7 protein-coding genes are annotated in these 17,054 nt (G+C 38.9%); 4 read left to right on the plus strand and 3 right to left on the minus strand.

Annotation, left to right across the window (positions count from 1 at the left end):
- Positions 1–45 precede the first annotated feature (45 nt).
- Positions 46–2,763: an MMPL family transporter gene (locus PL11_RS05010; RefSeq protein ID WP_035167780.1), complete on the plus strand. Its 2,718-nt coding sequence runs from the start codon at positions 46–48 to the stop codon at positions 2,761–2,763.
- A 108-nt stretch (positions 2,764–2,871) separates the two neighbouring features.
- Here the strand turns inward: PL11_RS05010 and PL11_RS05015 are convergent, their stop codons facing one another.
- Positions 2,872–3,711: a DegV family protein gene (locus PL11_RS05015; RefSeq protein ID WP_035167781.1), complete on the minus strand. Its 840-nt coding sequence runs from the start codon at positions 3,709–3,711 to the stop codon at positions 2,872–2,874.
- 121 nt (positions 3,712–3,832) lie between these two features.
- On the opposite strand from PL11_RS05015, the gene PL11_RS05020 reads away from it, so the two are divergent.
- Positions 3,833–4,141 carry a DUF7671 family protein gene (locus tag PL11_RS05020; protein ID WP_035167782.1) on the plus strand — a complete coding sequence of 103 codons (309 nt, stop codon included), beginning with the start codon at positions 3,833–3,835 and terminating at the stop codon, positions 4,139–4,141.
- Between the two features lie 59 nt (positions 4,142–4,200).
- Here PL11_RS05020 and PL11_RS05025 read toward each other — a convergent pair whose 3' ends face one another.
- Positions 4,201–4,419, minus strand: a complete 219-nt coding sequence (locus tag PL11_RS05025) for a P8 family protein (protein ID WP_035167783.1) — start codon at positions 4,417–4,419, stop codon at positions 4,201–4,203.
- Between the two features lie 63 nt (positions 4,420–4,482).
- Positions 4,483–4,869 carry a biotin/lipoyl attachment domain-containing protein gene (locus PL11_RS05030; RefSeq protein ID WP_035167784.1) on the minus strand — a complete coding sequence of 129 codons (387 nt, stop codon included), beginning with the start codon at positions 4,867–4,869 and terminating at the stop codon, positions 4,483–4,485.
- 80 nt (positions 4,870–4,949) lie between these two features.
- Here PL11_RS05030 and PL11_RS05035 point away from each other — a divergent pair, with 80 nt between their 5' ends.
- Positions 4,950–5,966: a lipoate--protein ligase gene (locus PL11_RS05035; RefSeq protein ID WP_035167785.1), complete on the plus strand. Its 1,017-nt coding sequence runs from the start codon at positions 4,950–4,952 to the stop codon at positions 5,964–5,966.
- Positions 5,967–6,158: 192 nt separating this feature from the next.
- Positions 6,159–16,952, plus strand: coding sequence for a DUF7601 domain-containing protein (locus tag PL11_RS05040; protein ID WP_035167786.1), 10,794 nt, complete (start codon positions 6,159–6,161; stop codon positions 16,950–16,952).
- Positions 16,953–17,054 lie beyond the last annotated feature (102 nt).

A 17,054-nucleotide genomic window follows, 5' to 3' on the forward strand; every position in this document is an offset into this window, starting at 1 on the left:
TTTTATTTTGGTGACAATCTTTCGTGTGGAATAAGGAGAAAGAATATGAGTAAATTCTTCAAAAGGTACATAGGAATAATCATTGCTTGGCTAATTGTGATTATTTTAAGCATTGCTTACATGCCAAGCATTAGCCATTTGGTTAATCAAAAGGGAGAAACCCACATTCCGAGCTCCATGCAAAGCCAAGTGGCAGCGAAAATTGGGGACAAATTTCATAAAACTGAGCGTGGCACGCGGCCAGTTATTGTGGTGTTTAATTCTAAAAAGAAGCTGAATTCTGAGCAAGTCGACAAAATGTATTCAACGATTGGCAAGATTCAGAATCACCAGAAGAAATTGGGAATTAAGTCGATGGTTACACCACCGGATACTACGTCTTCACAAAAGCAGCTGATTGCTAAAGACAGTACGACACAAATTATCACCTTAAATGTGGACAAGAAGGTCCCAATCAAGACGATGAACGCCCGTTTGATTGCGGCGGCCAAAACGCCAACTTTAAGAACTTACGTTACCAGCTATGATACGATTCAAAGACAAACTAATGATAAGGTAAAACATGGAATTACGAAGGCAGAAATTATTATTTCAATCTTCATTCTATTGATCTTGGTTTTGGTGTTCAGATCATTAATCCTACCCGTAATTTCTCTCATCACTACACTTATGGCGTATTACGTATCATTATGTGTAGTTGGAAACCTTTCTATTAGCTATGGATTACCAGTTTCAATCTATACGCAAGCTGTGCTGATGTTGGTCATGATGGCACTAGGAACGGAATATCAAATCCTGTTCTTTAATGAATTAAAGCGACAATTTGTTAACGGAAAAGATGAAACTGAAGCAACTATTGCAGCAAGAAAGCAATCCGGCAAATCAATTTTAGTTTCAGGAATTGTACTAGCAATTGCGTTTGGCTCGCTTGGCTTCATTGATTACTCAATGATTCAATCATTAGCTAGTGTGGGAATTGGAATCGTTATTTTACTACTTGCAGTATTTACTTTCTTGCCATTCTTCACCTTCGCGTTAGGCAAAAAGATTTTCCTACCATCCACCAACCTGTCAGCTCATAATTACAGTAAGAGTTGGGGCTTCTTATCATCAAAATCAAGCAAGTACCCACTAATTTCATTAGCGTTGGTAATCTTGATCGCGATTCCGTTTGTCCTCAACAGTAGGGGAAAGGTTTCGTTTGACCCCACGAGAGAAGTGGCAACGAAAACTTCATCAGCTACTCAAGGATACAAGAGCATCAAGGAGCATTATCCAAAGGGAACGGCTGAACCACTTACCGTTTACATTAAATCAGATCATAAATTAGATAATGATGCCGACCTACGCGAAATCGATAGGGTAACAACCCAATTGGAAAACGATAAAATGGTCAGCTCAATCAATTCGGTCACTCAACCTGAGGGCGAGCCACTTCAGCAGCTTTACATGAAGGAACAAATCCAAATCGTTACTGGAAGTATCGGTGCTAGCTCGAACGCCTTAAACCGTGTGGCTAAGGGACTAAAGAAAACTAAGATTGATAGTAAGCCACTTTCAAAAGCAAGCAAGACTGTTAGTTCCATTACTAACGAAGTTAACCGAATCCAAACGCTTAATGCAGCTAATAATGTTACGGAAACACCATCTCAGATAGTTCAGCAGGTACAGGCAGAGCTGCAGTTGTTTAGACACAAACGAATGACAAGGTTCCAACGGGAAGTCGTTAAGGATGCTTTGCAACGCTCAATGGTTGATCAAGCTCAACAAAATAAGATGAATGATGCATTGAACCGAATTGGAATGCGGACTGATAGTACTAACAGCCGAATTTCAAACTTTGAAATGGAACTTAATTCAATTCAATCACGGGTTCAAAACTTCGGTACTCAGATTGCTGATTCAACTAAAGAAATCGGCCAATCAAAAGACTTTTTGGATGAAATGGCAAAGTCGCCAGCAGGCCAAACTTTCTACATTCCTAAAGATGTTTTGAATAGCGCAACCTTCCAACAAGCGGTCATGAAGTACTTGTCTGATGATAAAAAGACTGCAAAAATTAATGTGATTTTGAACAAGGATCCACATTCAAGTGAGTCACTTCAATACATCAATGATGTTAGCTCACAATTGAAGGCAAGCCTTGCAGCAACTACTTTACAGAACGCTACCGTAGTTGTTGGCGGTGTGCCATCAACGATTCAAGATGCACGGAGTATTTCAAAAGCAAACTTTAATAAAACAGCGCTGATTTTTGCTGGGGTATTGATTGTCTTGTCAATGTTCGTTGCGGCATCGATTCTTCAGGCAGCTTACGTTGGGATTGTGGCTTTTGTTACCTACTTGATGTCACTTGGTTTCTCAAAGTGGATGAGCAGTAATCTATTGGATCAGCATCAATTGACTGCAAGCGTTCCTTACTTGCTCTTTATTCTGCTGTTTGCATTTGCAATTAATTACTCGCTTTACCTGTTTATTAGGAATCGCCAGAATAGTGAGCAGTCCTTCACTGCAAAAATGCAGGTATCTGCTGGGTTACTTGGAACTGTAATTATTTTTGCTATTTCAGTTGTTATTGCCAACGCTGCGTCATTAATGACATCTAGTCAACTAACGTTAATTCAACTTGCAATGGGGCTGATCTTTGGCCTAATCGTAATCGGTCTAGTAATTCCAATTACCTTGCCCGGATTAGATAGATTGACATACGACAATTATTTCCAAGGATTGTTCAGTTCGAAGAAAAAGGTAGAAAAGGAATAAGGGCTACTTTTTCCTAATGACCAAGATGTTCGTACAATAAAAACCGCCATCACATTTTCAATTAGCTGAAGATGCGATGGCGGTTTTGGTATTGAATATTCGATTGTTTTATCCTAATAGATAAGTTAATCCTGTTGAGCGTAATCCCATATAACTGGCCATTTCTGGCTTAGTTATGCGAACTTCAATCGGGACAAACGGAAACTCTTTTTCTAACATTTTCTTAATCAGACTGGCCCATTTTTCTTCCCCAGCATGAAGAACCGTTAGTTTAACAATGTTTTCATCATGCATTTTTAGCAATTGTTCATTCCAAAAATCTTCGATACAACATCCTGCTTGACTACGAGTTATCAAGTCAAAATTATTGTCTACAAATTGAAAAATGTATGAAGTTTTTAATTTGCTTTCAATGGCACCACGAAGCTTGCTGATAATGTTTTTACTGATTAATTGATTATTATCTGAAACTGAGAAGAACGTTCTAGTTTTTGTCCGCGTATGAGAGAGCTTGGTTAAAATTTCTTTGACTGTTCGGCCGCGTTTAATGCATTCAGCCGCCTTAGTTACCTGGTATGCCAAGCCTCCAGACGTAGCCATGCTATCAACAACAGTAACATCACTACTAGATATCTTAGCGGCATCTTGCGCGGTGTAGTAAGTTGGCGAAAGGGTGCTGCTAAGGTGAATTGAGATGATTTGGCTGCCGTCACTTCCGAGTTCATCGTAAAGGTTGGCTAACTCTGAAACATCTGCTCCACCTAGTGCTGGTGATGAGCTACAATTAGATAGTAAATGTAAAAATTTATCGCTTGAAATGTTTTTAACTGAGCCGTAAAGCTTTCCGTTAATAATAATTGGAAGATCGATAATTTTGATATCATGGTTTCGAATGCTTGATTGAGATAATGATGCTGCCGAATCAGTCACGATTCTGATGTTGGCCAAAATATCACCCCTTTGATTATTACAGAGAGAATTATAATATTAACTTTAGGAAAAATTATAAAATTCATAAATAATTCTTTATTCTTCACAAATTGTTCACAATTAGAAATGAGGTATCCAAATGAAGGGAAAGTACGAAGTTTTTCAATATATCGGAGTTCCAATCACCACTGATGATTCGGGAAACTATATGATAAAAAAAGACGAGAATGGCGAGTTTAAACTTCATAGTTGGAGAACTGGTAAACACACCAAGGGTAAACCTCAGGGGGTAGGCCAAATCTTTATTACTGAAAATAATATGCTGGTGGCGGTAATTAAGGAAATTCCAGTTAAGTTCAAAGATCGCCACGAATATACACCACTGCAAAGATTTACTAGTGAGTTTGTTAGTGATGGAATTGTTAGGGAAGCACAGACAGAAATATAAAAAACGGGTGGTCTCCTAAAAGCAAATCTAGGAGACCACCCGTTTAACATTATTACCTGTTAGTTGTGTAGTAGTTTTTCGACGTCTGACTTAATGTCATCCTCGGACATTGACATATATGGATGCATGTCCTTTTCGGTGGCGTTAGTATCACGTTCGTTCTTTTCCATGTAGTAATCCCATAGAGCGTCACGAACTGGCTCCGAACTATCACTCCAATCAAATGCTTCATTCATTTTTACGTTCAAAAAAGTAGATTCAGTTTTAGTCTCTGCCATAAATACTTACCTCCTAACAACTTCAGTATAGTTCTATTAGCAAAAAGTGTTAAGTAACTTATGCTAACTTTTTGTCTTTTTAATGACCATAATCCAGTTAATCTTAGGATCAGGTTGGTTTAGTCTATCGATATCCTTCCCAATATCTGAGTTTCGTTCAATTACCTCGCCAGCAATTGGGCTTTTCAAAGTTTCAACTGACTTATCTCCTTCGATATCCAAAATGTCGTCATCGATTTCAATGGTTGATTGATCGGTAGGAAAATCAGCGAAGGTAATTTGGCCGATTTGGTCATAAACTGATGTGTCAATTCCTAGCAGGTAATTTCCATCAGTCTTGGTGGCGTACCAAATGCCGTCTTTAACTTCGGGTGTCCCGAATGATTCGGTACTAGCTTTATTAGCTGAGAAAAGGGCTTTGAGTTTATCCCAAAATGATGTTTGTGCCATTTGCATTCACCTCGTTATTATTTACTTTGATTATAACGTATAATTAAGCCATAACTAACAATATGATAGGGGGCCAAACCATGTATTTGATAGATACCCAAAGAGATGGCAAAGAAATCTTTGATGCAAGAGTAAACCAGTCCTTAGATAATTATTTTGTAAATGAAAAAAAGTTACCAGGACACGGTTTTATGATGTATATCAATCAGCCGTCAGTAATTATCGGTAAGAACCAAAATGTGTGGGCCGAAGTCAACACTGATTACCTCCGTGAACACGATATTCAACTAGTTAGAAGGACTTCCGGAGGCGGAGCAGTCTATCACGATATGGGAAACCTGATTTTTGAAAACATCGTGATTGATGATGACTCTGAGTTTGGTAACTATGCCCACTTTGCTGAGCCGGTGTTAAAGGCCCTGCAAAAACTAGGCGTCGATGTGAAGATGAAGGAAAATAGCAGTGACCTGATTTTTCAGGATAAAAAATTTTCTGGAATGACTATGTTTAAGAGTGGCAATAGTCTGGCTGCGGGCGGAACAATTATGTATGATTTGAATCTGGAAAATGCCCATTACAGCCTAACGGAAAATGAATGTGAAAAAGCTAAACGATTGGGAGTTGCTTCAAAACGTAGCCCGATGATCAATTTAAAAGATTATCTACCAGAAGATATGGATATTAACAGCCTAAGAGACTATCTTTTGAAGGAAATATTCGCCGTTGAAGATCTGAGCGAAATTGAAGTCTACCATATGACTGATGACGACTGGAAAATTATTGATCAGAGAATGAAGGAAACTTATGGAACCGATGAGTGGAACTTTGGTAGGAATCCTGGTTATTACCATTATGCAGCCCGAAATTTTGAATCCGGAAAGTTAGGGATCAACTACACTGTTGTCGATGGGAAGGTCGAACATTTAAAGCTTAACCCGGACTTTATTCCCGATGGTGATCTTGGTGAAATTGAGAAAAGGTTGGTTGGTAAGAACCCGTCAATAAATATGATTGAGAAGGCTGTGAAGAAATCTAAGCTCCGAAACGTGGATTTTAACCAATTAGTTAACTTCTTAAATGAGTTTTTAAACAACTAAGCGCCGTTATAACGGTGCTTTTTTATTTTGTAAACTAATCATTAAGATAACTAATTGATAATATTGTGACTTTTTTTAGTCCAAACATTTACAATTTGTTCACAGAATCTTGGAAGAAAAATTGAATCGAATTGGTACTCTATTACCGTAAATAAGAAAGCACTAATCATATCGATAATGGAGGAAACAAAGATGAAAAGACTCAAGAAAGGAACGATTGTCCAAATATTTGGTGTATTAACACTGGTGGTAGGGCAATTCTTCACAGCCGGAACAGCATTAGCAGATACGAGTCAAACTCGGGAAGTTAGTGCGGGAAATGCTGCAATTGTAGACGATGAACGACGAATGGTTGGCGGTGCCCGCGTGGGTGACAAGAAAAAACTATTCTTCAACGTTCTAGCAAATGGAAATGAAAAATCAGGAACGGTTAATTTTGCTTATAACCATGATTTCCTGGAAATTAAGAAGAAAAAGTATCATTATGCTGCTGGCGATGCAGAATTAACTGTGAAAATCGACGGGGATGAATCGACGATTTCATGGCAAAACGTGGATAATCGCCAACACATTTTTAACGTTGAGTTACCAGTTGAATTTAAAAAGACAATTGAAAGTGGAAATTTAGCAATTCAAGTAGACGGTAAAAACACTAAGTTACCGTTTATTCAAGTGGTGCCAAAAGCAGAACAGGCGCCTAAGGGAGAAACTGATGGTGATCTAGCAAATGATAGCAGTATCAACGAAATGCTAGAGAAAGAACAAGCACAAAAGAACCAAGAAAAGGCACAAGAATATCTAAAGGAAAAACAAAAAGCGGATGCTGAAAAAGCGGAAGCTAAGAATGAAGAAGCTAAACAGGCCAAACCAGAAAATGAGTCTGCCGAAAGCCAAGCTGCTCAAAAGAAACAAAGCCAAGTTGCGGCAAAAGAACGTGCAAGCAAGACTGTTGAGCAGATTGAGTCTGAGGTAACAACGACTGAGGAAGCGTTGGATGAAGCGGATGGTGAGGAGCCGACAGAAGCCCCAGTTGACCCGATGGCAGGCTCAGCATTAAGAAGTGCTGTGCCAAGAAATACGGGTGAAGGTGAGTTGGAGGATCCGTTAAATATCACGAAGAATATTACTGAATCTTTCTTTAGTAAGGTAACGCTTAGATATAAGGATAGTGATGGCACAGAACAATCGATCGTTATTCACCCTGTAAAAGATAGTCCAGACGAGTTGCCTGCTATTTTACGCGAAAATAATAATGTAAAGGTTGACTACGAGTGGGATATAGATTCGGTTTGGGAAGAAAACGAAATTCCGATGGATAAAATGGTCAATGGCGCATATTATGAGTTCCAAATCAATGGGTTACTGTATAATTACGATAAACAAAATAGCCAACGCGACATCACCGCGATTATTAACGGGGAGACAGTTACGATTGGTAAGTTCGGAATTTCACCAGTTTTTGATGAAGATGGGCGACAAATTCAGGATAAGCACACTGTAAGGGTGACGTTCTACCCAGATGCTGTAAATAACCAATCAAACATTAAATATTTTGCATCGCTAGAAACACAATTGAACACTGAAAGCGATGGGTTTGATTTTGGCCAATCCGTTAAAGAAGGAAGCAATATTAGTCTTGAAAAACATAGATATGAGCTTGAAAAAAGTGCTAAATTTGAACGGACTGAAGCCGACGGGAATACTGTAAAAGATCTAAGTTCAATTAAGTGGAATGTTAAGTATAGTACTTTGGAAGGCTCTGCATCACAGAAAGTTGTTCTGGATGAAATCTTTGGAAGCAATTACGATTACAATCCCGAAAATGATGGCGTTAGTTACAGTATTAAAGTTACTGAAAAGTTGGCTGATGGTGAAACTGGGAAACCTAAAGAATATATCATTGACTCTACAAAAAATAGTCAGTTATTTAAGCAAGTTTACAACAACGATACTCAGAGATTTGTTTTTGACGTAAATGATGATTATCTTAAAGGATTTAATGCCATTGAGACGGTTAACATTGATATTATTACTCCCATCACCGACGCAACTCAATCAGCTTTTGATAACAAAGTTCAGTTAAGCGACGATTCCGTTATTAATGACCAAAAGTTAAAGAACCCTTCTGAGTTTATTACTGCAGAAATTAATCGAGGCAGTATTCTCTCCAAATCGGGTGCCCAGACAAAGCACGGAAATATTAAGTATACGGTTAATTTCTGGATGGATCCCGGAGAGTCAGAAAACAATCAATTGGTTATTGAGGATATCCTTACTGACGGTTCAGATAAATTTGAAGTTGATGTAAGTACAGTTAAGGTTTACAAGGGAAACGAGCATGTTAATAACGAAGTTTCAGGAGTTTCAGTTCCGACCATCGAAGGCAATAAAATGACGGTTAAATTACCAAAGGGTGCTTCGGATGTTGATGTTAAAACTAAATTCACATTGATATATGAGCTTAAGCCCAAAGAAGGTGCTGAGTTAACACCTAAAGATTACGAGGGTATTAATAACAGCGTCATTTGGAATGGATATAAGCGTGATGCAAGTTTTAAGGGAACAGCTGATACTAAAGAAGCATTTAATGCTGACTGGCAGAAAGAAACAATTGCTTGGCGCCTAAATGTGAACAATCTTGGGTTACCTTACAAAGAGGCGACTGAAGGTGAGGGTGGCACTGTCACAATCACTGAACCAACAAACGTTAAAGCGAACTATAGTGATTTTAGTATCTTTGGTAAGTTGATTGAAGAGTTTAAAAATGCTGAAACAGACGCAGAAAAAAAGGCCGTGGCCGATAAACTTAATACTCATTTAAGTATTAAGAAGGATAAGAATGACAAACCTTCCTTGAGGTATGAGCTTGATTCTGTGGTTAGTTCTGAAGATGAAGAAGAAAATAAAGATACACTGAACATAAAAGTAACGGACATACAAAATAATGGGAATCCTGTGAAATTAGCCATCTCAGAAAAAGAGGGAGTGGTGACGTTAGTATTTACGGGGTTACCTATTAAGTATGGCGGATTTGTGGTGGAATTTCTTGAGATTCCATTAGCAATGGACAAGATGTATGCAAGTGGAAGCACGATTACATCTTTTAGAAACCAAGCATTAATTAATTACAATGGCTGGACGGGTGACCCTAGGACAACGGTTTACCTTGATAAATTTATGAGGGCAAAGGCAGGTAAATCTGGAAAGTTAAGTTCAAACTTTCATGAGGCTGAAGGTAGAAAGATTCATTGGAGTACGACTTTTAACCATATGAATTCGTTTGGCCCAGATGAAAAAAATCTATTGCTGTCAGGACTTACAATCACCGATTTGGTTGGTGATGATAATGTCTACTTTGAGGGCAAGGATGATTCTCACAAGGAAAAACTACAGTTTATAAAAGATACCCTTCTTGATAGCCTTAAGGTTTCATTAGGAAACATCAATGAGAAGGGAACCGGAGCAGAAAACTTTACTGAACTAAAAAAAGGAACCCATTATGAAATTGAATTTGATAATGACGATAATCAAGATCATAGTGTGAAATTCAACCTGAGGTTAACTGAAGACGGATATAACGAGTTTTATGCCAAGGGTAAAAAAATCTTCAAACTAGAGTATGATTCTGACGTGCCAAGTCTGTGGAACGGACAAAAAGGCGTTTATGAGCATATCAAGAGATGGAACTTCCGAAATGAAGTTTCAATAAAACCTAAGGATAGTAATAATGCTGCAGAAGAGATGAAAACCCATGCTAATTTGGACTACATGGATGAGGGGTACTTGTTAGATAAACAGGCTCCTGAAGACCCAGAAACAATCACCCTAAATAAGGGAACAGATGAAGAAGAACAACTGCGTGTTCTTAAATGGGGAGTTGTTGTGAATGGTGAGGGTCAGAAACTAGGTCGAAAAGTTACCATTAAAGATGAAATAGTTGGCGATAGTCATTATCATTTAAAGACCAAAGATTCAAACTACCAACTTAAAATATTTGAGGCTGAAAGGTCTTTTAATGAAAGTACAGGTAAGGTTGAGTACAAAAAAAATCCTGACGTTCAACTAGAAGAAAAGCAGGAATATGAAGTGGGCTACTCAGATAGTGCTAACACCATGACTGTTAATTTTATCAATGGGTATAGGGTTGATCATCCACTTGTTTTTGAATACTACACTGTGGCTTCAAAAGTAGACGGAAACAATTACTCAAATAATATTGAGTTAAATATTAATGGTAAAGAATTCAGCGAAAGCGAAGAGTTTGATTCTGATATCTCTGTGGGTGGTAGTGTTAACACTTATGGGGTTAACTTTACTAAGACGGATTCAGAGGATGGTAAAAAACCCCTGGCAGGGGTTAAATTCAAATTACAGATAAAACGACTAGGAAGTTCAGATTGGGAAGATTCTATAAATCATAAGGTAAAAGAAACTGATGAAAATGGACAAATCCAATTTAGAGGGCTGTATGAACGGCCAACTTATAGAATTGTTGAAGTTCAGGGACTTCCAGGCTATGACGGTCACTATATTTCTAAGGAATTTACAATCAAAGATGCTGAAAAAGAATCCTCTGAAGAGGGGGATGAAAATGAGAGTATCTTTGTCCTTAACGCTAAAAACGACAAGGTTAAAGATCTTCAAATTAATAAGCATGTTTCAACTGGTTCTGAAGAGATAGATATAAAGTCTAAGTTCAATTATCAGTTGCATGTGATGAAAAATCGACAAGTTGATACTAGTTTTAGTGGTTCTTATCTCGTAACAACCGATGGTGGTGAAACAACTAAAGCTTATCCGGTCGTTAATGGGGTAATGGCTCTTCCAGAGATTGCTGATGATGAAACCATCGAGATTCTCGATCTACCGGTTAAGAATGCATACCAAGTGGTCGAATTAAGAACCCCAGGGTATGACATTAGTCACGAAGCCAAGAATGTGGTTTCAAAAGAGACCGTCGGGGACAGTGAGGGAAAAACTGATTCGTTTACATTTGACGAAAAAGAGTCTCATGAGACTGATGGAATCATCAACTATACAAACACGCTGAGAACTAAAGAACTATCAATTGCAAAACAAATTGATGGCCCAAATGCAAGTAACGACAAAGATCGTGAATTCGAATTTGAGATTTTCGCTTACGATAAAGATGGCAATATTGATAAAAACTTTGCTGGAGTTTTCCCAGCTGTGCGCGTTGTTGGCGAAGACTCAGAAAACGGAGTTATCGAATTTGAAGAAGGAAAGGCCGTAGAATTTGTCACATACAATAAAGATAAGGAAGAAACTTCTCGTAGTAAATTAATTCTTAAGCACAATTCTAGATACAATCACATTGTGTTACCTGAAAGCACCAGACTTAAAGTTAGAGAAAAAGTTGATGGCCAGTACTCAAAGGCTGAGGTAAATATTGATAAATCTGAAACATCTGAAGCAACTTCGGATGGGGATGGATATTTCTCGAGCCGAATGATTACATTAGCCGGAAACAAAGAAATGGTTTGGACTAACATCCACAAAACAGATGCTTTTGGGTTCGGTAAGACAATTGAAGGACCAGATGCTGATGCAGACGCTGCAAATAAAGAGTTCAGCTATAAGGTTGAGCTGTCCGATGATAACTATTCTGGTGTTGTAAAAGGGTTATTCCACAAAGATGATGAAGACAAAGGAACCGAGGTTTGGTTTATATTTGAAAAGGGAGTTGCCACTCAATATAGCGAAACAAGTAGCGGTGATAATCCTAAAGACATCACACTAAGACACGGGGAAGCTTACCGGGATATTCAGTTAACCAACAATCCGGAAGTCAAAATTACTGAAAGTGTTGATGACAAGTATAGCCGAGTTCAGTACTTGACTAGCGGAAGTTCTAAACGAAGTGATGCTAAGATAGATGACTCTGGGCAGGCCTCAACCAGGTCGCTATCAACTGATAGTTACAAATATATTGACTTCTTCAACATTCATGATGCTAACAAGCTGCAAATCGTTAAAGAGGTTGAAGGCGAATTTCTTGAAGGAATGGATCCGTTTAAGTTTGAAATCCGTGCACTAGAAGCCGGAGAAGAAGGCGCGGTATTCCATCCAGAGGTTGCGAACAAGGAATTCCGGGCAGCAATCATGAAGGCGAACACGGAAGAAGTTCTTCATGAAGGATCTGTGAAGTTTGATGGAAATGGTAAAGCTAATAAGTTCACACCTAGCGGGACAAGTGAGCGGGATATTATCTTGAAGGATCATGAACGTTTGGTTATTTACGATTTACCAAAAGAAGTAACTTTCTATGTAGAGGAAACTGAATCTGCAGATTATATTGGCGCTTGGCAGGTTAAGGGTTCAAATGATGACTTTCAAACTGGCCCAGCTGTTGCCAATATGGGCGCAGATGATGTAACAGTTAACTTTAAGAATACTATCACCATTCCTGAACCCAAATCCGTCAACTTCACTGTTGGAAAAGAGCTAGTTGGCCCAGAAGGCTCGGTAGCGGATGACCATGAATTTGAGTTTAAGGTATCGCTGTTTGATACTAAATGGACTGGAAATGACCGCTTAGTAGAGGCTGAAATTGGCGACAGAAAAGAAAATGTTAGGTTTACTAAGTTAGACAGTTCAAGTTCATACCAAGCTACAATTGACCTCAAAGCTGGTGAGAAGTTCGTTCTAAAGGATATTCCTGAATATGCCAAGATTAGTGTTAAGGAATCAGGCACTGACAAGGATGTTGATGTAAGCCATGAGTTTGACGGCACAACAGAACTTGGAACCGAATTTAAGTCTGAAACCCTTAGTAACTATGAAGACATCAAATCTCCAACTGTAACGTTTACCAATGAGTATCCGGAAACGGATCTTAAGCTAACCAAAACAGTTAAGGGTAACGGGGATGAAGACCAAACATTCAAGTTTACTCCTAGCGATGTTAAGGTTGGCGAAAGAAATCTAAGTGGAACCTATGAAGCTCAGATTGACAATGGCAACAGCCATAAAGTTGAATTTGATGATGGAAAGTTGGTAAAGGTTGATGACAAGGAACGGGACCACTTTGAACTCAAAGCTGGCGAAGTCTTGCACATTACTGGACTACCTGTCCGTACTCAGATGAACATTACTGAAGAAAGTACTGAAGGCTATGAAGTTTCATATTCTCTCAATAACGGAAATGAAAAGAATGGTTCTCAGACTGGACCGGTAACAACTGAGAATGGCAAAACTGCCGAAGTTGAATTTATCAACACTAAGATGGATCCTAAAACTGCTAACCTGTCTGTAACTAAGGAGATTGATAGTTACGACGAGGCAGATATGGAACAGCAATTTGACTTTAGGTTGAAAGCAGAGAATCCTGAAAAAGTAGCTGGCAAGGAATTTGAAGGATTTGTTACTAATACGAAAGGTCACCAAACCGGCGAAACAATTCAGTTCAATCAGAATGGTTTATCTCAAATGATCAAACTAGGTCATAACGAACGACTAGACGTCAACAAGTTACCAATTGATACCAGATTTAAGGTGGTTGAAGTTGTGGGTGACAGTAGTAAGTTTGACGTTGAGTATCAGATTGACCGTGGTGAATTTAAGTCAGCTAACAGAACTAACTACTTTGAAGTTAAAGATGGTGCTACTCACCACGTAACCTTTAAAAACACCAATAATCAAACCAATTTGATTGTTGAAAAGAAATTAGGTGGTAGTGCCCTTGAAGCGGCTGACAAGGATCGTATGTTTGAGTTTGAAATTGAGTTAGACTCGGGCGAAAATCTTGTTGCCAACCTGTCTAAACTGGACATTAATGGTAATGAAATGCTATTGACGGACAAGCTTCCATTTATTGATGGCAAGGCAACCATTCACCTTAAAGGTGGTGAATCAGCAAGAATTGCTGGCTTACCAGCTGGGACAGTTGCTCACGTGACTGAAAAGCAGGAAGCTGAGTTTAAAACCAGTAACCAAGTTGATAATTATGAGATCAAGGATGGAACTAAGTCTGGAGATATTCAACTTAAACGGGAAACTGATCGAAAGGTTACTTTCCACAATGATAAGTTGGATCCAAAACTTGCTAACTTGACTGTAACTAAGAAGGTTGATAGTTACGACAAGGCAGATATGGACCAAAAATTTAAATTTAGGTTGACTGCTGAGAATGCCGAAAAGGTAGCGGGAAAGACATTTGGTGGATACATTACTGATGCAGATAACAATCGGCACTCAGAAGAAATTGTCTTCGATCGAAATGGTGATTCTCAACAGATCGAACTGAAACATGACGAAAGATTAGACATCAACAAGCTACCAATTGATACCAAATTTAAGGTGACTGAAGTTGATGCTGATAGTAAGTTTGACGTCGAGTACAAGATTGACCGTGGTGAATTTAAGTCAGGTGAAGAAACTGATTACTTTGAAGTTAAAGATGGCACCACGCACCACGTAACCTTTAAAAATACGAATAATCAAACTGATTTGATTGTTGAAAAGAAATTAGGTGGTAGTGCGCTCGAGGCGGATGACAAGGAACGTAAGTTTGAGTTTAAGATTACGTTAGACTCAGAAGAAGATATTGTTGCTGATCTTTATCAGCGGAGTATCAACGGTGATGAGCCGGAAACCCCAACTCAACTTGATTTTTCTAACGGTGAGGCAACCATTCACCTTAAAGGTGGCGAATCAGCAAGAATTGCTGGCTTACCAGCTGGGACTGTTGCTAACGTGACTGAAGATTCAGAAGATGAGTTTAAAACCAGTAACCAAGTTGATGATTATGAGATCAAGGATGGAACTGAGTCTGAAGATATTCAGCTTAAACGGGAAACTGATCGAAAGGTTACTTTCCACAATGATAAGTTGGATCCAGAACTTACAGACTTAACTGTTTCTAAGAACGTTGAAAGTAAGGACGATAATGATCTTAAGCGACGGTTCGAATTCCAGCTTGTATCAGAAGATGACGCGGTTAAAGGCGAGACCTTTGCTGGGGTAGTTACCGACGCAGAAAATGTTGATCACAACAAAAAAGTTAAATTTAATGCTGACGGTAAAACAAACTCAATTGGTTTAGCTCATAGTGAATCCCTTCGAGTAAATGGTCTGCCAGCAGGTGTTAAGGTCAAGGTTATTGAAGAAGATTCACAAGGCTTAACTGCCAGCTATGAAGTTGACCGTGATGGGGTTGTGCTAAGCAATGATACTAAAAACATTGCGACTGAAAACATTGAACTTGAAAATAACAATCACCACCGCGTGAAGTTCGTTAACAGTAAAGTCCTCGCTGACTTGGAAATTGATAAAAAGGTTACAAGTAGTAAGGATTCTGATAACGACAAGTTGTTCAAGTTTAAGTTGAAAGCCACCACCGATGTTAATGATGGTGAATACAAAGCTGTTACTACAGATGTTAATGGTGATAAACATGATTCAACCATTAAATTCACAAATGGCGAATCTAATGAATTTGGCCTTCGTCACAACGACCGAATTCTGATTTATGGGCTTCCTGATGGAGTTGAAGTCAAAGTATCTGAAATTAAGGATGAAGACTTTGATGTAGAACATGAGATTGGTAATGGTGGTTTTGAAAAGGGTGAAACTACTGAAGCGATTAAATTAGTCGATAGCGAACATCCACAAAACGTAACTTTCAGAAACGTCAGACCAGATGAAAAACTTACTGATTTGATTGTGAATAAGAAAGTAGTTAGCCACATTCCGGATGATCAATCAAAACGATTTGATTTCCGTCTTAACGTAGCTAATGGGGATGACTTTGCTAAAGTAGTGGAAACCGAGAAACGGTCAGGATTTGAGGCAACCATTACTGATCAAAGTGGTAAGACTCATACTCAAGAGGTTAAATTTGCTAAGACCGATCGTGGGCTCTCAAATATTATCCGTTTGGCAAGTAATGAAAAACTGCACGTAAGTAATTTACCAGCAGGAATTCACGTAACTGTGACTGAAACAGCGGCGGATGGGTTTGAGACAACGAACGTGGTTGATCGAAATGATAAGGTTAACGGCACAACTACTGATTCAATCAAGCTGGTTGATGGTAATGCTCATAAAGTTGAGTTTGAAAACTCCAAGGATGCTGGCTACGGTAAGTTCACTGTTAATAAGTTTGTCAATATGGATGGAAACCGACTAATGCCGTTTACATTCAACGTTGAGTTAACTGATGACAAGGGACAACCGGTCAACGAGACAATCACTGTAACCAAGAAATACCCAGGTTACTCATACGCTAGCACGATTGAGTTTACAGATGGTAAGGGTCAATTTAGACTCCTCCATGGCCAGTCAATCGAATTTAACCTACCAATTGGGTACAAATATCAGGTTGCTGAACATGATTACTCATACCTGAACTATGGAACGACGGCTCTTAAGGATAGAGTTAGCCAAGAGGGGATCACAGTTTCAGGAACAGTAAGTAATCATCATGACAGAATCGATTACCATAACGATTATGGTGAAAGAAACATTTGGAACCCAGGTACACCGCCAGGCCCAGGAACTCCTCCGGGACCGGGAACTCCACCACCAGGACCAGGTACTAATCCTCCAGGTGGAAACAACAATGGTGGTAATAATGGGAACGACGGCAACAACGGTAACAATAACGGAAACAATGGTAACAATGGAAATAACACCGGCAATAACGGTAATAACGGAAGCAACGGCAACAATTCAAATAATGGAAGTGGTAACGGAAACGTCCAACCACCAATGGGACTTCCAGAGTTAGGTGGTTCATCTGAACTGGATGATCCAATCACAGGTGGAACATCAGGTTTAGGCTCAGCTTCAAGTGTTGGCTCAGCTGAAAAACCGATGGGACTTCCATCATCAGGTTACGGTGGCAAATTGCCGCAGACTGGTGACGGTAACGATAAGTTATACACGATTATTGGGATGATCACATTAGTGATGATTGCCTCAGCAACTGGATTGTATTTGAAACTAAGAAGAAAGGATAATTAATAAAAAGGGCGTGGGTGCGATAACCGCGCCCTTTTTTGTGTGAATATATTTTATTTATCACATTAAATTCTAAATTAATGTTGACATTTTCTAATCTAAATC

Source organism: Lentilactobacillus curieae (assembly GCF_000785105.2).
GTDB lineage: Bacteria > Bacillota > Bacilli > Lactobacillales > Lactobacillaceae > Lentilactobacillus > Lentilactobacillus curieae.